This window comes from Vreelandella indica (assembly GCF_037070225.1).
GTDB classification, from domain to species: domain Bacteria; phylum Pseudomonadota; class Gammaproteobacteria; order Pseudomonadales; family Halomonadaceae; genus Vreelandella; species Vreelandella arctica.
Map to the genome: position 1 here is coordinate 52,830 of NZ_JBANSO010000025.1, position 18,464 is coordinate 71,293.

Genomic DNA, 18,464 nt, shown 5'->3' on the forward strand with positions numbered 1-18,464 from the left:
GACGCATCATTGCCATATCGAAATGCCCTATCAACATTCTAAGTGCCCTATCAACATTCTAAACCAAAATGCGCGGCACCCTGGGGTAACCGCGCATTTCTTACTAAGGTAGCAACACCTCAGGCTGAAGGATTACTCAATCCAGCCTTGCTCACGGTAGTAACGCGCCGCCCCATCATGCAACGGTGCGGAAAGGCCCTGAGTTACCATCTCTTCTGGAACTAGGTTCTCGAAAGCCGGATGCAGCTGCTTGAAACGATCAAAGTTATCAAAAACCGCTTTTACAGTCTGGTAGATAACTTCTTCGTCAGCTTCAGCGGTGGTGACAAATGTTGCTGCTACACCGAAAGTTTCGACATCTTCGTCATTGCCGCGATACAGACCACCCGGAATGACCGATGCGGAGTAGTAGGGGTATTCATCGATGATGCCTTGAATGTCTTCGTCATTCAGCGGAATCAAACGAGCATCAACCGTGGTGGTGGCTTCTTGGATGGAACCGTTGGGGTGGCCAACGACATACACCATGGCATCGACGTTATTATCGGAGAGCGCCGCTGCTTGCTCGGCCGCATCAAGCTGAGATGCCAAAGAGAAAGTATCTTCGGTCCAACCCTTGGCCTCCATCACCACTTCCATGGTGTTGCGCTGGCCTGAGCCTGGGTTACCGATATTGACGCGCTTTCCTTCCAAATCATCGAGTGTCTCGATGCCTGAATCAGCACGTGCAAGCAGGGTCAATGGCTCACCGTGGACACGGAACACAGCCCGCAGGTCCTCATAGGGCTCGCCTTCGAAATTCCCGGTACCATTGTAGGCTTGGTACTGGACATCCGATTGAGCGACACCCATGTCCAATTCGCCGGACTTGATGCCATTGATATTGGCGACAGAACCACCGGTGGAAGGTGCGTTACACTTAATATCAGCGTCTTCAAGACGATTAACCAAACGACAGATCGACTGCCCTACGACGTAGTAAACGCCGGTTTGGCCACCGGTGCCGATGGTGATGAATTGCTCGTCATCCTGTGCCATCGCCGGAGAGGCGAAAGCAGCGGCGGCCAGTAGCGCACCGGAGAAAGCAGCGGTAGAAAACGTATGGCGTTTCATGAACACACCTCTTTATATTGATGTTATGAGCACTGCACGCTTTGGGCTCACCTAGTGAATTGTTCCCATAGGTGATTTTGCTCCAAAACGTTTTTCAAGACATTCTATTTTCAAGACAAACTGTTTTTAAGACAATCTGTTACAAGCACCCGTTGGCTGCCTGCTAATACTACTTTAGCGAAAAACTAAGCCTTTAGCGAAAAAAGCGTGCTTAACGACATGCCGCAGTACCTATCGCTATTTAAAACGCATTTCAGCTTGGTAGATAGTAGTTTAGTGGTTGGTAACGTTTAGTAAGCGTTAATCCCTATACCGTTTTGGCATAGGGGATAAGGATATGCGCTGCTTGTTAGACATGAGCAATGCCTTGTGATCACTAATTTCTGAGCCCGCATCAAACGTTATAGCCCAACACGGTAGGCAGCCACAGCGCGATAGCGGGGAAAATAGCCACCAGCGCCAGCGCACACCCCATCGCCACCACAAACAGCAGCGCCCAGCCGAGCGTTTGCTCCAAACGAATTTTGGCCACCTCGGTCGTCACCATCAAATTCACAGCCACCGGCGGGGTAAACTGGCCAATAGCAATGTTCATTGCCAATAGAATGCCGAACCACACCGGGTTCCATTCAAAGTGCTGCATCACGGGTATCAAGATCGGCATCATAATCAGATAAATCGAGATCGCATCCAGCAGCATCCCGGCGACCAGCACCGCCAACATCACCAGAATAAGCAGCAGCACGCCGTTATCGGTCAGGCTAATGATCCACTCCGCCAAGTGGCGGAAGGTGCCCAGCATGGTGCCCGCCCAGGCAAAAATACCGGCCAGCGCGATAATCAGCATCACCACCCCCGAGATAATCGCCGCCTCGCCTAACAGTTCCCACAAATCGCGTAGCGACAGTTCGCGAGTAAGAAAAAGCCCGACAATCGCGCCATAGGCCACCGCCACCACGGCGGCTTCAGTGGGTGTAAACAAGCCTGAACGCAAGCCGCCTAAAATCAGCACCGGCGCAAACAGCGCCGGTATCGCCTGCTTAAAGGTGGTGCGCACACTGAGCTGTTCAGCGCCCTCTACCGGCGTGCCGCCCTCCCAACCATAGCGTTTGGAAACGATCATGGCAGGCACCAGCAGTGCTATCCCCGCCAACATGCCAGGAAACAGCCCCGCCGCAAACAGCGCCCGCAAATCAACACCGGGCACCACAATCGAGTAAAGAATCAGTGCCACTGAAGGAGGTATAAGAATCGCCGTCGAGGCTGAGGCCGCAATCAGCGTGGCCGAAAACGGCTTGGGGTAGCCCGCTTTGGTCATGCTGGGCAGCATCACCATCGCCACGGCCGCCGCATCGGCAGGGCCAGAGCCGCTCATGCCGCCCATAATCATACACACCAACACCGCGACCAGCGCCAAGCCGCCGTGGCGAGGGCCAATCAGCGCCTGGGCAAAACGCACCAAGCGAAGCGCCACACCGGAACGCTCAAAGATAAGCCCGGTTAAAATGAATAACGGAATCGCAATCAAGGGGTACTTGGCGATGCTGTTATAGGTATTAGTGCCCAGGGTCGCCAGCATATCCGGAGACAAGCCAAGCACGATACCGACAGCCCCGGAAAGCGCTAATGAAAACGCCACCGGCACACCCGCAATCAGCAAGCCTGCAAAGGCCAGAATCATCCAAACATCAGGGCTCATCGGTGAGCCTCCCCGTCAAACGGTCAGCGGTTTGCTGGAACAAGCGCCATAACATGGCCGCGGAAAGCACTGGCAACCAGACTAAATACCACCACTGAGGCAACCCCAGCCCCGGCGAAAGCGACTCCCACTGGTACTCCTGCCAAGCCAACTTGCCGCCATACCAAGTGATCAAACCCAGCACAATGGCACCGCACAGCGCTTGCAAAAGGATCAGAGCCCGACGGTATTTGGGTGGCAGTGCCCGTTCCAGAAAGCCAATACGGATATGGCGGTTGCGCCGCAGCGCCACCGAGGCCCCGGCAAACGTCAGCACTACCAACAAAAACACCGAAAACTCCTCCGTAAATGAAAAAGAGCCACCGGTCAGATAGCGGGTAATGACATTACCCAGGCTGATCAATGAGATAATGATTAACGCCAGCGCGCCCAGCCAGTGCTCGGGGCGTGCATCAGGAAAGCCTTTCATGGCAGCCTCACAGCAAAAAACTCCCAGCCTTGAGGGCCGGGAGTTAGAACATCATAGGTAATTAACGTGCGTCGATAGCCGTTTGTGCGGCGTTGACCACTTCTTCACCAATGCGCGGCGCCCATTTCTCATAAACGGACTGTGTCGCATCGACAAACGCCTGGTACTGCTCATCAGAAAGCTCGGTCACCGTCACACCGCGCTCTTGAATCGCCGCTAAGCGTTCGCTCTCCTCTTCACGGGTCATGGCGATTTCCCACTCCCCAGCTTCCTTGGCGGTTTCACGCAGCATGGTTTGCTGCTCTTCATCGAGCGACTGCCAAACCTGCTGGTTAACGGCAAAAATCAGCGGATCATTCATGTAGTTCCAGAGTGTTAAATGCTCTTGGCCCACTTGATCAATACGCGCCACGTCAAACACCGAAAGCGGGTTTTCCTGGCCATCTACCGCACCAGTCGTTAACGCTGGCTGAGCATCGGTCCAGCTCATTTGGGTGGGATCGGCGCCCAGTGCTGAGAACGTATCCTGGAACAACGGCGAACCCACCACACGAATCTTCAGACCATCCAAGTCATCCGGCTGGCTGATTGGCCCGCGCGAATTGGAAACCTGACGGAAACCGTTTTCACCCCAGGCTAACGGGATAACCCCACGTGATTCGATTGCTTCAAACACTAGCTCCCCCGCTTCACCACCGGTGACCGCATCCACGGCGGCTTCATCGGGAATGAAAAACGGTAAGGAGAACAAATTGAGTTCCGGCACCTGGGGCGACCAGTTAATCGTCGAGCCCACAGCAGCGTCGATTAGACCAGAACGCATAGCGGAAAATTCGCGGGTTTGGTCGCCGGAAACCAGTTGAGAGTTGGGGTAAACGCGCAGCGTGAGTTCACCACCGCTGCGTTCCTCGACCAATTCTGCCCACTTCTCCGCCGCCTGACCCCAGGGGAAAGCGTCAGACAAAACGGTAGAAACCGAGAGTTCACGAGCTTGTGCTGATAGAGAAGCGGAAAGCAGTGCCGCACCGGCCAAGCCGGCAGTGAAACGAGCCATTGAGCGTGTAAGCGTCATAGTAGATCCTTTTTTATCGATTTTTATGGTGACTTTATTAGGAGGTCTATCACTGTATCGCCTAAATAACGGTGCGCATTGCGTGCATGTTGGCGATAAGCACTCCATTGTAGGTATTCTTGAGGGGAAGGAAAGCCATTCTATCGGCTATTAACGACCGACTTTCGGCGTGTATCACAGCGGTGTGACGCTACTACCACCGCCGCCGTCATAGAAACGTCACGTATCCGTGTGGGCCAATCGGTTAGACTAAAACAGTTACCAATCAAGGAGTTTCCCATGCAGATGCTGGCGCTTTACAGTATCAAGGGCGGCGTGGGCAAGACCGCCTCCGCCGTCAATCTCGCCGCTGAAGCGGCACGCGACGGCAAGCGAGTGTTGCTGTGGGATATTGACCCCCAGGCAGCCACCACCTTCTACCTGCGCAGCAAACCCAAAGTGCGCGGTGGTGTCGACAAACTGGTCAAGGGCAAGGCCGACCTTGATCGGGCGATCCGCGAGACCGACATTGAAGGGCTCGACCTGCTGCCTGCGGCGCTGGGCTCACGCGACCTGGAAGCGTCGATGGAAACCCGCAAGCCTAGTCGACTGCGCAAGATCCTCAAGCCAGTAATGACCAGTTACGACCTGGTGATACTCGACTGCCCGCCGAGCTTGTCGGCGCTCGCCGACCAGATATTCTCCAGCGTCGATGCCCTACTGGTGCCGGTGGTGCCGACGACCCTGTCTTTGCGCACCCTCGAGCAACTGGACAGTCATCTTGACGCGGTTGAACAGGCCTGTCCGATCTGGCCGTTCGTCACCCTCGCCGACCGCCGCAAAACCCTCCACCGCGAGGTGATGGAGAGCCTCAGCGAACGCTGGCCGAGACGCCTGTCAACGACCGTGCCCAACGCCAGTGCGGTCGAGCGCATGGGTGTCGAACGCGCGCCAGTCGGGCATTTCGCCCGCAGCAGTCCAGGCGGTCGCGCCTACGCCGCACTGTGGCGTGAGATCGCGCAGCGTATGCAATGACGCTCGTTTTCATCTAGCAAAAACATCAATGAACGGACATCAATGTGCCCCTACGCGACCTGCTGCTTGGCCTATTTGTTATCGTCATTTGGGCGCTGAATATCATTGTGATCAAGGTCGGTGTGGTGGAGCTGCCGCCGCTGTTGATGACCACGCTGCGCTTTATGTTGGTCGCGGCGCTGCTGGTGCCCTTCTACCCGGTAGCGCGGGCACAGCTGCCGTTTTTGCTGCTGTTATCCATCACCTTCGGCAGTCTCCACTTTGCCCTGCTATTTATTGGCTTGGGGCAGGCCGAAGCAGGCACGGGGGCGCTGTTGGTACAAATGGGTACGCCTTTTGCGACGCTGCTAGCCGTGGTATTTCTTAAAGAGAAGCTGGGACCCAAACGTATCGCGGGGCTGCTACTCTCGTTTGCCGGAGTGATCGTGCTCGCCGGAGGGCCCACACTGCCTTCGCCTCTGCCGCTCAGTATTTTATTGATGAGCGCTCTCGGTTGGGCGGTATCGCAGCTATTGATTAAACGTGGCCCACCCATCGCCCCCTTAGCGCTTGCAGGTTGGGTGGCGCTATTTGCAGTGCCCCAGGTAGCGCTGGGCTCGTGGCTGTTTGAAAGCGGTCAGTGGCAGGCGATGCGGCAGGCAAGCTGGGTAGGCTGGGGGGCGATGGTGTACACCGCGGTCATGTCATCGATTGTGGCTTACGGGATTTGGTACGCGCTGTTGCGCCGCCATCCGGTTAATCGCGTAGTACCCATGACGCTGCTCGTACCGGTATTGGCGGTCGGCCTAGGCGCGCTATTGATGGGCGACAGCCTAGGCTTTCATAAACTGGTGGGCGGTGGCTTAGTAGTCGCGGGTATCGCTCTGATTGTGCTGAAGTTTCGCCGCAACCCTCGCCCCGCTTAATTCTCAGGTTGGCAGAAGCCGGTGTCTTCAGGGATGGACACACAGTCGCCTACTTTGATGCCGCGCTCGGCAAAGTACCCACCATTAACCTCTAGCGCTGAATGATACGCCGTACCAGGAGGGTAAGAGGGGCAGTCGCTCGGTGAAGTGGACTCACAGGGCGGCATGGTATTAATCGCCACGATACGGCCATTTGCATCGATAAAGGCAATATCAAGGGGAATCAATGTCTTATACATCCAAAAAGCGTTATTGACCGATTGTTCATTCTCAAAACGAAATAGCATGCCCTGCGCTTCCGGCAGGCTCTCACGCCCCATCAATCCGCGCTGTCGCTGAGAGGATGTTTCTGCCACCTCAACGTCTAAGCGGTGCGGCCCGCCCTCGCTATGAATAGCCAGCGCCAGCGTCTGCATCTCTTTCGTTGCCTGCCCCCAGGCAAACGAGCTGAGTAACGACATCGGCAACAGCGCCGCCAGCGGTAACAGTAACGATGCTTTAAGCAGCGTGCGACGCGTGTGATCCATGCTTACTTCCTTTTGTCATGCGCATCTGCGCGAACTCGGTGGCCTGGCAACAGGTGTATTCCTGCCGCCAGCAGTGAAACATTCACCACTGCCCCGCGGGTTAACTGATTGCGACGTGCAGCATGGGTGGCAATGTCGAAACGTAACATATCACCGTGGTCAACGCTTAAGGAAACTGACGTAATGCCACCCAACACCACTACCTCACTGACCGTGGCAGCCAGCGGGTTTTCCCGCTCGCCTTGCGACGGCCGATCACGCCGGTGAAGCACAATATCGGAAGGCGGCAAATACCAGGCCACGGTTTCTCCCAATGGCAGGTTGGCGAGTTCTTCAGCGACTTCCAGGTAAGTTTCCCCCCACTGCAGGCGGCGCTGCCCTTCTAACTCTACGACGGTGCCTTCAAAGAGATTATGGCGGTCCAGCAAGCGTGCCACTAACGGCGAGGCTGGGCGACTGAACAGCACCTCGGGTGAATCCTGCTGAAGGCTTACTCCGTTATGCAACACGCAGATTTGATCGGCCAGTGCAGTAGCTTCCTCCAGGTCATGCGTCACCAGCACGATGGGGATCTCGATTTGCTGGCGCAGTAGTGCCAGCTCGCGCTGCAAACGCCGACGGGTGACTTGATCCACCGCTGAAAACGGCTCATCGAGCAACAGCACTTTCGGATCGCGGGCCAAGGCGCGGGCAAGCGCGACACGCTGGCGTTGCCCACCGGAAAGCGCATTAGGGTAGCGCTTGCCCAGCCCGTCTAAACGCACCTTGGCCAGCCACTGTTCCGCCTGTTCTCGGCGCTGAGGTTGAGGCAGGTGACGCAGCGGCAGTTGAATATTTTCTAACGCGGTTAAGTGAGGAAACAGCGCATAGTCCTGAAACACCATGCCAACTTGCCGACGCTGGGGCGGAAGTGAATGCTTACGTTCAGCATCAAACCAAACGTCGCCAGCACATTCCACCCGTCCATTTTGAGGGCGATAGAGCCCGGCAATAGTCCGCAGCAGCGTGGTTTTCCCGCTGCCCGACGGCCCTACCAGCGCCAGCAGTTCGCCGGGTTGGCAGATAAACTCGGCGGCCAGTGGAATCGGCCCCGTTTGATTGACCGCCACACGCAGGCTTGCGATACACGACTCAGCCACGTGCCCACCGCCTGCGCCCGGCCAGTCCATAGACAAGCCCCAAGGTAATAAACGACACCAACAGCAATAGCGCCGACATCTGCGCCGCGCCCTGTTCGTCAAAGGCTTGAACGCGATCATAGATGGCAATGGCAAGGGTGCGGGTTTCGCCATCGATAGCGCCCCCCACCATCAAGATGACGCCAAATTCGCCCAGCGTATGGGCGAAGGTGAGCGCTGCCGCGGACATAATGCCTGGCCACACCAAGGGCAGTTCGATACGCAGCAGCGTTTGCCAGGGGCTCAAGCCGCTGCACCAGGCCGCTTCGCGCAGGTTGTGGGGCACGTGCTCAAAGGCGCGCTGAATGGGCTGCACAGCAAACGGTAGATTGGCGATCAGGGAGGCCAGTAATATGCCCGAGAAAGTGAAATTCAGCCCGCTGCCGGTCATTTCTGCCCAAAGCGAGCCCACCGGCGCATCACGGCCAAAGCTCAACAGCAGATAAAAGCCCAGTACGGTAGGCGGCAATACCAGCGGTAGTGCAATCAGCGCTTCGCATAGTCCTTTGCCCCGGAAACGCGTATAGGCCAGAGAGCGGCCTAACCATATAGCGATGGGTAGAAGAATGAGGCAGGTGAAAGCCGCGAGGCGTAGCGAAACCGAGAGTGCCGACCAATCCATTAAGAGCCATCCATTATTCGACGCTAAACCCGTAGCGGCGCAAGATGGATTGCCCTTCGTCTTGCTGTAACCAGTGATAAAAATCACTGGCCACTGTTCCCGCCCGATTAGTCAACACCATGCGTTGTCGAAGCGGGCTATGCCAGCCCTCAGGGATGAGTACGTACTCACTTCGTTCACTAAGTGCAGGCGCCAATGCCAAGGAGTAAGCCACCAGACCACCGCGCGCATCGTCGGAAAGCGCAAACTGTGCCGCTTGTGAGACATTTTCTCCCAGCACTCGCAGCGGCTCAGTTGGCTCCCAAAGCCCGGCGTGCTCAAGAACCTGCTGCGCCGCCACGCCATAGGGCGCGTGTTCGGGATTCGCCAGGGCGATGCGTTCAGTAGTGCCGCTCACTTGCGCTTCAAGCGCGGCCTCTACCCCAGCCAGTGGCGCATCGGCACTGGGCAAATCACCGCGCCCTGCGCGCTGCAGCCACACTAACCGACCAATGGCGTAAATAACGCCCTCGTCTTTGGTGTGACCCTCTTTATAAAGCGCCTGAACGTAACGCTCATCAGCAGAAAGATACAGCTCGAAAGGTGCGCCCTGGGCGATTTGGCGACGGAAGTTGCCCGACGAACCAAAGTTCAACCGCAGCGCGTGGCCGGTTTCTTGTTGAAACTGCTCCGCGGCCTCAGTCAGCGCAAACTGCAGATCAGAGGCCGCCGCTACAATAGGAGGCCCCCCTGCTGCTGCGGGGGAACCTGTTAATAGCAAGCAGACCAGCAGCAGCCCGCGAGCTACATTAGCTGTTGCTAGGCTCAGCATGCTGATCGGTAATCTCCATCACCTTCATGGTATTGGTACCGCCATGAGCATTCATATGGTCGCCGCGGGTAAGGATCACGTGATCGCCTGCTTTGGAGATACCTGTCTTCACCAACAGTTCCAGCGCACGGTCGTTTAGCTCGGTGGGTGTCATATCAGAGGTATCGAAGGGCAGCGAAACGACTCCACGGTAAAGTGCCATACGGCGCTGAGCGATAGGGTTATGCGCCAAGCCCACAATCGGCAGGCCGGAACGAATGCGCGACGCGATCAATGGCGTATAGCCCGACGATGTCATGCAGGCAATCGCGGTAATGCCAGTCATATGGTTCGCAGCATACATAGCGGAAAGCGCGATGGTTTCATCTGGGCGAGTAAAGCCTTCATGAATACGGTGACCAGACTCCTGGGCAGATTTTTCACGCTCAGCGCCCAGGCAAACACGCGACATTGCTTCTACCGTTTCCAACGGATAGTCACCCGCGGCGGTTTCCGCTGAGAGCATGACCGCATCGCTGCCATCCAATACCGCGTTGGCCACATCAAACACTTCGGCACGAGTGGGTAGCGGCGCCGAAATCATGCTTTCCATCATCTGCGTTGCGGTAATCACAGCACGGTTAAGAGAACGCGCCCGCTTGATCATACGTTTCTGAACGCCAACCAACTTGGCATCGCCAATTTCTACGCCTAAATCACCGCGTGCCACCATGACCGCTTCGGAAGCTTCGATAATGCCGTCCAGGGTGGCGTCATCAGCGACCGCTTCAGCGCGCTCGACCTTGGCGACCAAGCCAATGTCCTTACCCGCTTCGCCCAGTAAACGGCGTGCTTCCAGCATATCTTCGGCATGACGAGGGAAGGAAATCGCGAGATAGTCGACGCCAATATCAACAGCGGTTTTGAGGTCTTCTTTGTCTTTCTCGGTCAACGCCGGGGCGGAGAGGCCGCCGCCCTGCTTGTTGATGCCTTTATGGTTGGAGAGCTTGCCGCCCACAACCACGGTGGTATGTACCTGTTGCCCTTCAACGCGAGCCACATCCAGCACCAAACGTCCGTCATCTAGCAGCAGACGATCACCGGCGGCCACATCTTGTGACAAGGTTTTGTAGTCACAACCCACTTGGTGGATATCACCGGCATCGCCATCGAGTTCCATATCGAGAATGAACGGCTGGCCTTCTTTAAGCACTACGGAGCCATCTCTAAACCGCGCAATGCGGATCTTGGGGCCTTGGAGGTCGCCTAGAGCCGCTACGCTGCGGCCCAGTTTGGCGGCAATTTCACGCACCTCGGTTAACCGGCGGCGGTGATCATCGGCGGTACCGTGAGAGAAATTAAGACGCACCACATCAACACCCGCCTTGAGCATGGCCTCCAATACACCTTCACGGTCGCTGGCAGGCCCAAGGGTGGCGACAATTTTGGTACGACGGATCGTAGAGAAGTGCAGTGCGTTCATAATATTCCAACCATGCTAATGAGCGTGTAGTGACTTTGTTTAATAACACTAGCTTATCAGTTTAACGCGTTCTATATGACAGCCCTGCAACACGAAATGTACGTATTATTCCAACATAACGGTAATTGCCAGGGGAAACTCATCGCAGTTATTGCCATCGCCGCCCCGATCCACCACCAAGAACTCGCCCTCACGTTCTAGCACTGACTGAATGGCGTGCCAAGTGCCTGCGCGGTAATTCACGCCTTGGCGGCCATCGGTCACAAAAGCACGCACTTCGTCAGGATTGATATATTCACCGGGCGGCGCCACTACAACGATAAAACGTTCCTGATGAAGCGGCATAAACGCTTGGCTGCCCTGGGGATGACGCTCTAAAAACGTGAGCTCAAGCGGCAGTGTGACCGGCTGGCTAACAAAGATGTTGATCAGCGTGTGGGCGTTTTCGCCCAGGGTTTCGACCTTCGCCAGATCATGGTGGCGCTGAGTGCGACCGGCGTTGATAGGAAACGACGCGGAGGTACGTGCATCCACCACATCGCCAAAAGGGGCAAAGGCCTCGGCCGTCAGCGGCTCAGCGTTCAGTGTCAACATTACAGCTCCTTAGCGTGACGACAATTTGAGAGAAGCGTGGCGGTTAACATCTTTATACAACAAATAACGGAACGGCCCTGGGCCAGCGGCGTAGCAGGCCTGGGGACAGAAAGCGCGTAGCCACATAAAATCGCCCGCCTCTACTTCTACCCAATTTTGATTCAAGTGATAAACGGCCTTGCCTTCAAGCACGTATAAACCATGCTCCATGACATGGGTTTCATCAAAGGGGATCACGCCGCCGGGCTGGAACGTCACGATATTGACATGCATATCGTGGCGAACGTCCGCAGGGTCGACAAAACGCGTGGTAGCCCAGCGCCCTTCGGTGCCCGGCATCTCGATAGGCGCAATATCCTGCTCGTTGGTCACAAACGCTTGTGGCACCTCGAGCCCTTCCACAAATTCATACGCCTTGCGTACCCAGTGGAAACGCACCGGCACGTTTGATTCGTTGCGCACCTGCCAGGAACTGCCAGGAGGAATAAACGCATAGCCGCCGGGCTGCATAACGTGGCGCTCGCCCGATAAAGTAAGCGTTAACTCACCTTCAACAATAAACAGCACCCCTTCCGCCTGGGAGTCTGGCTCGGGCTTATCGCTACCGCCCTGGGGCTGAACTTCCATGATGTACTGGGAGAACGTTTCAGCAAACCCGGACAGCGGCCGTGCCAGCACCCACAACCGCGTGCCTTCCCAAAACGGTAGGTTGCTGGTGACGATATCGCGCATCACGCCTTTAGGAATCAGCGCATAGGCTTCAGTAAATACAGCACGGTCAGCGGTTATTTGGGTTTGCGGCGGGTGCCCGCCGGCGGGAGCGTAGTAAGTAGGTTGTTTCATTGTTTTGCCTTTCAACGGGTTGGCGCCGGGTGGTGCTCTGCCCAGTGACGGGCGATATCGACCCGGCGAGCGACCCAAACGCGGTCGTGGGTTTCGATATAATCCAAAAAGCGCTGCAGCGCGCGAAAACGGCCCGGGCGGCCCAACAAACGACAGTGCATGCCTATTGAGAGCATTTTGGGTGCCTCTTCCCCTTCTGCGTAAAGCACATCGAAGGCATCGCGCAGGTAGGTAAAGAAGTGATCCGCCGTGTTGAAACCTTGCGGCGCGGCAAAGCGCATATCGTTGCTGTCCAGGGTGTAGGGCACTATCAGATGGTTGTGGTCACTGCCCTGACTATCGGTCACCTGCGTCCAAAATGGCAAGTCGTCACCGTAATAGTCGCTATCGTAAAGGAAACCGCCCTCATCGAGTACTAACCGCCGGGTATTGGGGCTATCGCGGCCGGTGTACCAACCTTGAGGCTTCTCACCATAAAGGCGCTGAAAAATCTCCACGGCCTGCTGTAGATGCTCCCGCTCAACGTGCTCGGGCACTTCTTGATAGTGAATCCAGCGATAGCCGTGGCAGGCAATCTCGTGGCCTAGCTCTTTAAAGGCCATAGCCACCTCTGGATTGCGCTTCAGCGCCATGGCCACGCCAAACACCGTGAGCGGTAGATCGCGTTTTTCAAACTCGCGCAAAATGCGCCACACCCCGGCGCGGGAGCCATATTCGTAAATAGACTCCATACTCAAATGGCGGTCTGGATAAGCCGGGGCACCGATAATCTCAGAGAGAAACTGCTCCGAGCCTGAATCGCCGTGCAGCACGCTATTTTCGCCGCCCTCTTCGTAATTAAGCACGAACTGAACGGCAATTTTGGCCTTATTGGGCCAATTGGCGTGAGGCGGATTGCGACCGTAACCGATCAAATCACGTGGGTAATGCACCTTGGATGAGGACGACATGGTTAGCTCCTTCAGTCATATTTCTGACCAGCACTGGTTAGCTTCTATTTGATGAGCAATGCCAGTGCGGCAACTAATTATTTGTATACAAAATAGCGGCATTAATAGCGTACCGCAACGCAGCTGGACGCTAATCCTCTGACATCAATAGCCTTTCTCGCTATCAAAACCGTTAAGCCATTGAATCTTGAACAATTGGTCAAACTTTTAGCCTATCACTTTCGTCATGTATTCGCGGCTAGACCCTTGCGTCTCGCTAGAAACCGCCCTATTTTTGTATACAAGAAAAGTTATATTGTTTACATGCGGATTATTTAACGTGCATATACGAATTATTAACCCCAACACCACGGCCTCAATGACCGCTGCTATTCATCAGGCAGCACAGCAACAGGCAGGCGCTGGCACCACGGTGAGCGCTTCACAGCCGGATGCTGGCCCGGTTTCTATCGAGAGCCATTTCGACGAAGTGATCAGTGCGGTAGGGGTGGCCGAAGAAGTCCTCAAGGGCGAGCGCGAAGGCGGCATTGATGCCTATATAGTGGCCTGTTTTGGCGACCCTGGCTTGCTTGCCGCACGAGAACTGACCCGCGCACCGGTCATTGGCATCGCTGAAGCGGCCTTTCATCTTGCTACGCTGGTCAGCACGCGCTTTTCCATCGTCACGACCCTGGGCCGCACCGGCATTATCGCCGAGCATCTACTTCAACAGTACGGCTTTAGTCACCACTGCCGTCGTATACGCGCCGCTGAAATCCCCGTGTTGGATCTTGAGCATCACCCTGACGCGGCGTTTACGCGCATTGTTGAAGAGTGCTGCCGCGCCAGGGATGAAGATGGCATTGGCGCTATCGTTTTAGGCTGCGGCGGCATGGCCAATTTGACCCAGCAAATTAGCCGCGAAGTGGGCCTGCCGGTAGTAGAAGGTGTCACCGCAGCGCTGAAACTGGCGGAGTCACTGGTCAGTTTAGGGCTGTATACCAGTAAGTACGGCGACCTTGCCTACCCACGGCCAAAAACCTTCACCGGTAAGTTTTCTGAACTTTCCAATCTGGATTTACCGCATAAGTCATAACAGCTGAAAAAAACATAACAACGACTACAAAGCATTTAAAAACAATAAATTAAACAGAATTTTGAAAACTATATTTTAAAAACCAGTACGTCCATTAGCACGCCACGCCGCAAGCGTTGCTTGGGTACATAAAGTACCCAAGCTGCCAATAAAACCGATAATCTTGCGAGGACGACATCATGAGCGCTTCACCCTCGGCTCTTGCGTCAGAAGAACGATCCGATGCTGGATCAAAAGCACTCGGGGCGGAAAGCCTGGCCCCTCAACACACCCGTATTATGGGGCGCGGCTCCTACTTTCTGGCGTGGTTCGGCGGCTGCGTTTCAATTGGCACCTTCGCCATGGGCTCCAGCGTGGTCGGCATCTTAAACCTGTTACAAGCCACCCTGGCCATTGCCATCGGCTGCTTTGTGATCGGGATAGCCCTGGCCATTAACGGGGCCGCGGGATACAAGTACGGCATTCCGTTTATGGTGCAGGCGCGTAGCGCGTTTGGTTTTACCGGCACGCGTTTACCGGGCCTGGTGCGCGCGGTACCTGCGGTAGTGTGGTACGGCTTTCAAAGCTGGATTGGTGCCGGGGCGCTCAATATGGTGTCGGCCACCCTGTTCGGTTTCGACAACCTTATCTTCTACTTCATTACCTTCCAGTTTCTGCAAATCGGCCTGTCGGTGATGGGCTTTCAGGGCATCAAGTGGTTAGAGAATATCGGCAGCGCCTTTATCCTCGCCTCGCTGGTGTATATGTTTTACGCCACGGTGCAACGCTATGGCGATGAGCTTTCCGCCAGCCTGCTGACCATGGAAGGCTCCTGGGGCATGCCGTTCTGGGGCGCGACCATGCTGTTCCTGGGCATCTACAGCACCATGATGCTCAACGTCAGCGACTACTCCCGCGAGCATAAAAAGGGCACGGCCCAGAGCCTGCTGACCACCATCTACGCCATGTCGATTCTGCCCTGCACGCTGTTTATGGGCTTGATCGGCTATATGGTCTCGCAAGCCACCGGCACCGCCGACCCCATCCAGGTGTTTGCCAACGCCGTCGACAACACCCCGCTGTTAATGACCACCCTACTGTTTATCGCCTTTGCCCAGGTCACCACCAACGTACTCAACAACGTGGTACCGCCGACCTATGTGCTGATGGACATCTTCAAGATCAAGTTCTCGGTGGCCACGGTGATCGTTGGGCTACTGGCCTTTGCGACCTTTCCCTGGAAGCTGGTGCAGCCGGGCTCCGCTGCAGGCCTACAGCTGTTTGTGCAAACGTACTCTGCCTTTTTGGGCCCCATCTTCGCCATTCTGGTGGTCGATTATTATGTGATTCGCCGTCGCACGCTGGATATCGACAAACTGTATGACGTTAACGGGCCTTATAAAGGTATTAACCTGGCCGCTTTCATCGCCACAGCGGTGGGCATTGTGGCGGCGCTCTCTTTCTCGGCGATCTCGTGGTACGCCAGCCTGATCCCCGCCGGTGTTACCTACTATCTATTGATGAAGTACTGGGCTCCCTGCCAGCGCTTTAGTCAGTAACTCCATTTGCCAACCGAAGAGCTAATAAGATGAAAGAGAGTAATGACGTTAGTGACCTGGATATTAAACACATTGATCCGACGCTCTATAACGAGGATCTCGCGCCGCTTAAACCCCAGGATCGTAACTGGGGCGCGTTTGAGATCTTTAACGTTTGGTCTAACGATATCCAGAGCCTGTTTGGGTACACCCTCGCCGCCTCGCTGTTTTTAACCTACGGCCTGAATGGCTGGGCGGTGATGGCGGCGATTATTCTGGCGGGCGTAATCGTGATGTTTCTGGTCAACCTCACCGGTAAGCCCAGCGTTAAATACGGCATTCCTTTCCCCGTCATGGTTCGCGCCAGCATGGGCGTACGCGGCGCGAACCTACCCGCGATGCTGCGCGCCATCGTGGGGATCTTTTGGTACGGTGTGCAGACCTACTTCGCTTCCACCGCTGTCACCCTACTCATTACCGCCTTTGTGGGTGCAGGCAGCGGCAGCACCTTCCTGGGGCTTTCCGGCGTAGCCTGGGTGTCGTTCGTGATTGTGTGGCTGTTTCAAATCGCAATTTTCTGGCAAGGCATTGACCGCATTAAGCACTTCCTGAACTGGGCAGGCCCGCTGGTCTACGTGGTGATGTTGGTGTTGATGATCATTGTCTGGTATCAGGCGGGAAGTGAGCTAATCCCTGCCATTGGCACCATTTTCAGCGGTGGCAGTGAAACCAGTGGAAGCTCAATCGCGGCCTTTATGGCGATTGTCGGCACCATGGTGGCGTATTTCGCGGCGGTGGTGATTAACTTCGGCGACTTCACCCGCTTTGTAAAAACCGAACGCCAGATGAAGCTAGGCAACTTGCTGGGTTTGCCGCTTAACGTGGCGTTTTTCTCGTTTATAGCGCTGATTATCACCGCCGGTACGCTTGTGCTGTTTGGCGAAGCGCTGACCAACCCCGCCGATATCGTTGAACGGGTGGATTCACTGCCATTGACGATTATCGCCGCCCTCACCTTCTTTGCTGCCACGGTAGGTATCAACCTAGTCGCCAATTTCATTCCACCCGCCTACGACCTTGCCAACCTGTTTCCCAGCAAAATCAGCTTCAAGATGGGCGGTCTGATTACCGCAGTAATCGCGTTCTTTGTCGGCGCGCTATGGCTTTCGGTCATCAGCCAGATTGGCGTTCCCGGCTTTGTAAACGCGCTCGGGGCCATCGTCGCGCCCTTCTACGGCATTATCGTGGTCGACTACTACCTGATTAAGCGCCAGAACTTGAACATGCAGGAGCTGTTCTCATCAGCACCGGGCAGCGCCTACTACTACGTCAACGGCTGGAACACCCGCGCGCTTATTGCCTTTGGCGTTGCGGCACTATTTTCGCTCTCTACCGTGCTAGTACCCGCGCTTTCAGCCCTTGGCGGTTATGGCTGGCTAATTGGTGCTGGCTTAGGCGGGCTGTTCTACTACGGCTTGATGCGGCAGTTTAAAGCAGCGCCTGCGTTGGCGGCGAAGTAGACAAAAGGGTCGTAACTAGCTGATTAAAAGCTCATACAAGCGCCACCGGCTTTGCCGGTGGCGCTTTTTTTGGGTCGTGGCCTGGCGCGGCCGGTTTGGAACCTGTCGGCACCCTCGCGTGGCGCTACCAAGCAACGTATTTGGCGGTATCAAAACTCAGCGGAATGAGGTATTTTCGATCTGTCGTGCGCGCTTTTCTGGTAGGCTCTAGGGAACATGTGCTTATTTTTCTGGATAGCATTTCATTAAAATAACTAAAAACAATAAGTTGTAAAAAGATTATGTATGTTTATGCGCAAATTAAAAAAGTGACCTGGTATGCTTATGCGCATGCACATTTTTCTGGCGGCCTTAACCAGGATAAGGCGAGTATTTTCATTTCATATCAGTCGCTTGTTGCTTATTGGTGGTTTTTGGCTTCCCAGGAAAACGCGCATGCGTATGAATAAACTGTTGTGTGTCTGTAAAGAGGTATTGCTATGGCCCTTTTGGCCGAAGAAATTGTCGAAGAGTGGCTGAATAGGCAGGGTTACTTCACTATCCGTGGTATCCGTCTTGGCGTTAACGAGATTGATCTGGTTGCAGTCAAATTCAAATCAGGCGAAAGCCCTGTCTGCCGTCATATAGAGGTCCAGGCTTCAATGAGGCCCGTCAGCTATATCTCCAAGGTTCCCAAAGCAGCGCGAAAGACGGGTCGGGCTGCAAATAGCGCAGCGCGCTCACAGGAAGAGCTTGTGGAGGGTGTTGCCGAATGGGTGGAAGGGAAGTTTCATGCCACCAAGAAGCGGTCACTTATGGAATCTCTGTGGAGCGGCGAGTGGTCCTCCGAGCTGGTCATAAACAACGTCAAATCTGAGCAGGAAGTAGGGCTTATTGCCGAGCATGGAATAACCATACACCGGCTACCAGCCATCGTTCGGGAGCTACAAAGCAACGACTTCCCCATCAAGAGTGCTTCTGGCTCAGATTTTATAAGTGGTTATGCATAAGTTATAGAGTAATTAGTGCCGTAACCATTGCATACGTTTTTGACCGCTTCACAAAGCTTATCGAACGAACTGTAGGCTGTTAACGGTAGCCACCGGTATTTGAT

General features: G+C 55.2%; 18 protein-coding genes. 6 read left to right on the forward strand and 12 right to left on the reverse strand.

Annotated elements, in window-relative coordinates; all coding sequences use genetic code 11:
* Positions 1-132: 132 nt before the first annotated feature.
* The 4 genes from V8L71_RS16185 to V8L71_RS16200 all read right to left on the reverse strand — a co-directional run bounded on the left by V8L71_RS16185 (position 133) and on the right by V8L71_RS16200 (position 4,353).
* Positions 133-1,113 (reverse strand): TAXI family TRAP transporter solute-binding subunit, encoded by a 981-nt coding sequence (locus V8L71_RS16185; RefSeq protein ID WP_176302393.1) that lies wholly within the window; start codon positions 1,111-1,113, stop codon positions 133-135.
* A gap of 394 nt (positions 1,114-1,507) precedes the next feature.
* Positions 1,508-2,812 carry a TRAP transporter large permease gene (locus tag V8L71_RS16190; RefSeq protein WP_101147491.1) on the reverse strand — a complete coding sequence of 435 codons (1,305 nt, stop codon included), beginning with the start codon at positions 2,810-2,812 and terminating at the stop codon, positions 1,508-1,510.
* Entirely contained in the window at positions 2,802-3,281 is a 480-nt protein-coding gene (locus V8L71_RS16195; RefSeq protein ID WP_336274764.1) for a TRAP transporter small permease, read from the reverse strand. Before V8L71_RS16195 ends, V8L71_RS16190 begins: the two co-directional genes overlap by 11 nt.
* Positions 3,282-3,342: 61 nt before the next feature.
* On the reverse strand, positions 3,343-4,353 hold the full coding sequence (locus tag V8L71_RS16200) for a DctP family TRAP transporter solute-binding subunit (protein ID WP_336274765.1): 1,011 nt from the start codon (positions 4,351-4,353) through the stop codon (positions 3,343-3,345).
* Between the two features lie 279 nt (positions 4,354-4,632).
* Here V8L71_RS16200 and V8L71_RS16205 point away from each other — a divergent pair, with 279 nt between their 5' ends.
* Together V8L71_RS16205 and V8L71_RS16210 are read left to right on the forward strand one after the other, a co-directional pair.
* Positions 4,633-5,367: a ParA family protein gene (locus tag V8L71_RS16205; RefSeq protein ID WP_336274766.1), complete on the forward strand. Its 735-nt coding sequence runs from the start codon at positions 4,633-4,635 to the stop codon at positions 5,365-5,367.
* 44 nt (positions 5,368-5,411) lie between these two features.
* Entirely contained in the window at positions 5,412-6,272 is an 861-nt protein-coding gene (locus V8L71_RS16210) for a DMT family transporter (protein WP_008956014.1), read from the forward strand.
* On the opposite strand, the gene V8L71_RS16215 is transcribed toward V8L71_RS16210, so the two are convergent.
* The 8 genes from V8L71_RS16215 to puuE all read right to left on the reverse strand — a co-directional run bounded on the left by V8L71_RS16215 (position 6,269) and on the right by puuE (position 13,259).
* Positions 6,269-6,799 carry a DUF192 domain-containing protein gene (locus V8L71_RS16215; RefSeq protein WP_336274767.1) on the reverse strand — a complete coding sequence of 177 codons (531 nt, stop codon included), beginning with the start codon at positions 6,797-6,799 and terminating at the stop codon, positions 6,269-6,271. The genes V8L71_RS16210 and V8L71_RS16215 overlap by 4 nt on opposite strands.
* A 2-nt stretch (positions 6,800-6,801) precedes the next feature.
* The gene (locus V8L71_RS16220) at positions 6,802-7,968 is read right to left on the reverse strand and encodes an ABC transporter ATP-binding protein (protein WP_336274768.1); all 1,167 of its coding nucleotides are present in this window, start codon (positions 7,966-7,968) and stop codon (positions 6,802-6,804) included.
* Positions 7,931-8,599 carry a molybdate ABC transporter permease subunit gene (modB, locus tag V8L71_RS16225; RefSeq protein ID WP_336274769.1) on the reverse strand — a complete coding sequence of 223 codons (669 nt, stop codon included), beginning with the start codon at positions 8,597-8,599 and terminating at the stop codon, positions 7,931-7,933. The genes V8L71_RS16220 and modB overlap by 38 nt, the downstream gene beginning before the upstream one ends.
* A 13-nt stretch (positions 8,600-8,612) precedes the next feature.
* A complete protein-coding gene (gene modA / locus V8L71_RS16230; RefSeq protein WP_336274770.1) occupies positions 8,613-9,410 on the reverse strand; it encodes a molybdate ABC transporter substrate-binding protein in 798 nt (265 codons plus the stop codon).
* Positions 9,388-10,872, reverse strand: coding sequence for a pyruvate kinase (pyk, locus tag V8L71_RS16235; RefSeq protein ID WP_008956009.1), 1,485 nt, complete (start codon positions 10,870-10,872; stop codon positions 9,388-9,390). Before pyk ends, modA begins: the two co-directional genes overlap by 23 nt.
* A gap of 105 nt (positions 10,873-10,977) precedes the next feature.
* The gene (locus V8L71_RS16240; protein WP_336274771.1) at positions 10,978-11,466 is read right to left on the reverse strand and encodes an ureidoglycolate lyase; all 489 of its coding nucleotides are present in this window, start codon (positions 11,464-11,466) and stop codon (positions 10,978-10,980) included.
* A 9-nt stretch (positions 11,467-11,475) separates the two neighbouring features.
* Positions 11,476-12,309 carry a bifunctional allantoicase/(S)-ureidoglycine aminohydrolase gene (locus V8L71_RS16245; protein WP_336274772.1) on the reverse strand — a complete coding sequence of 278 codons (834 nt, stop codon included), beginning with the start codon at positions 12,307-12,309 and terminating at the stop codon, positions 11,476-11,478.
* 11 nt (positions 12,310-12,320) lie between these two features.
* Complete coding sequence (puuE, locus tag V8L71_RS16250) at positions 12,321-13,259, reverse strand: allantoinase PuuE (RefSeq protein ID WP_336274773.1); 939 nt, start codon at positions 13,257-13,259, stop codon at positions 12,321-12,323.
* A 319-nt stretch (positions 13,260-13,578) separates the two neighbouring features.
* Here puuE and V8L71_RS16255 point away from each other — a divergent pair, with 319 nt between their 5' ends.
* The 4 genes from V8L71_RS16255 to V8L71_RS16270 all read left to right on the forward strand — a co-directional run bounded on the left by V8L71_RS16255 (position 13,579) and on the right by V8L71_RS16270 (position 18,360).
* Complete coding sequence (locus V8L71_RS16255; protein ID WP_336274774.1) at positions 13,579-14,334, forward strand: aspartate/glutamate racemase family protein; 756 nt, start codon at positions 13,579-13,581, stop codon at positions 14,332-14,334.
* A gap of 179 nt (positions 14,335-14,513) precedes the next feature.
* Positions 14,514-15,872 (forward strand): NCS1 family transporter, encoded by a 1,359-nt coding sequence (locus tag V8L71_RS16260; protein WP_336274775.1) that lies wholly within the window; start codon positions 14,514-14,516, stop codon positions 15,870-15,872.
* Positions 15,873-15,901: 29 nt separating this feature from the next.
* Positions 15,902-17,371 carry an NCS1 family nucleobase:cation symporter-1 gene (locus tag V8L71_RS16265; RefSeq protein WP_336274776.1) on the forward strand — a complete coding sequence of 490 codons (1,470 nt, stop codon included), beginning with the start codon at positions 15,902-15,904 and terminating at the stop codon, positions 17,369-17,371.
* Positions 17,372-17,850: 479 nt separating this feature from the next.
* Positions 17,851-18,360: a hypothetical protein gene (locus V8L71_RS16270; RefSeq protein ID WP_336274777.1), complete on the forward strand. Its 510-nt coding sequence runs from the start codon at positions 17,851-17,853 to the stop codon at positions 18,358-18,360.
* Positions 18,361-18,464: the final 104 nt, after the last annotated feature.

Excerpts from the sequence above, each read along its gene's own strand:
- V8L71_RS16185 (WP_176302393.1), bottom strand. The coding sequence starts at position 1,113 with ATGAAACGCCATACGTTTTCTACCGCTGCTTTCTCCGGTGCGCTACTG.
- V8L71_RS16190 (WP_101147491.1), bottom strand. The coding sequence starts at position 2,812 with ATGAGCCCTGATGTTTGGATGATTCTGGCCTTTGCAGGCTTGCTGATT.
- V8L71_RS16195 (WP_336274764.1), bottom strand. The coding sequence starts at position 3,281 with ATGAAAGGCTTTCCTGATGCACGCCCCGAGCACTGGCTGGGCGCGCTG.
- V8L71_RS16200 (WP_336274765.1), bottom strand. The coding sequence starts at position 4,353 with ATGACGCTTACACGCTCAATGGCTCGTTTCACTGCCGGCTTGGCCGGT.
- V8L71_RS16205 (WP_336274766.1), top strand. The coding sequence starts at position 4,633 with ATGCAGATGCTGGCGCTTTACAGTATCAAGGGCGGCGTGGGCAAGACC.
- V8L71_RS16215 (WP_336274767.1), bottom strand. The coding sequence starts at position 6,799 with ATGGATCACACGCGTCGCACGCTGCTTAAAGCATCGTTACTGTTACCG.
- V8L71_RS16220 (WP_336274768.1), bottom strand. The coding sequence starts at position 7,968 with ATGGACTGGCCGGGCGCAGGCGGTGGGCACGTGGCTGAGTCGTGTATC.
- modB (WP_336274769.1), bottom strand. The coding sequence starts at position 8,599 with ATGGATTGGTCGGCACTCTCGGTTTCGCTACGCCTCGCGGCTTTCACC.
- modA (WP_336274770.1), bottom strand. The coding sequence starts at position 9,410 with ATGCTGAGCCTAGCAACAGCTAATGTAGCTCGCGGGCTGCTGCTGGTC.
- pyk (WP_008956009.1), bottom strand. The coding sequence starts at position 10,872 with ATGAACGCACTGCACTTCTCTACGATCCGTCGTACCAAAATTGTCGCC.
- V8L71_RS16240 (WP_336274771.1), bottom strand. The coding sequence starts at position 11,466 with ATGTTGACACTGAACGCTGAGCCGCTGACGGCCGAGGCCTTTGCCCCT.
- V8L71_RS16245 (WP_336274772.1), bottom strand. The coding sequence starts at position 12,309 with ATGAAACAACCTACTTACTACGCTCCCGCCGGCGGGCACCCGCCGCAA.
- puuE (WP_336274773.1), bottom strand. The coding sequence starts at position 13,259 with ATGTCGTCCTCATCCAAGGTGCATTACCCACGTGATTTGATCGGTTAC.
- V8L71_RS16260 (WP_336274775.1), top strand. The coding sequence starts at position 14,514 with ATGAGCGCTTCACCCTCGGCTCTTGCGTCAGAAGAACGATCCGATGCT.
- V8L71_RS16265 (WP_336274776.1), top strand. The coding sequence starts at position 15,902 with ATGAAAGAGAGTAATGACGTTAGTGACCTGGATATTAAACACATTGAT.
- V8L71_RS16270 (WP_336274777.1), top strand. The coding sequence starts at position 17,851 with ATGGCCCTTTTGGCCGAAGAAATTGTCGAAGAGTGGCTGAATAGGCAG.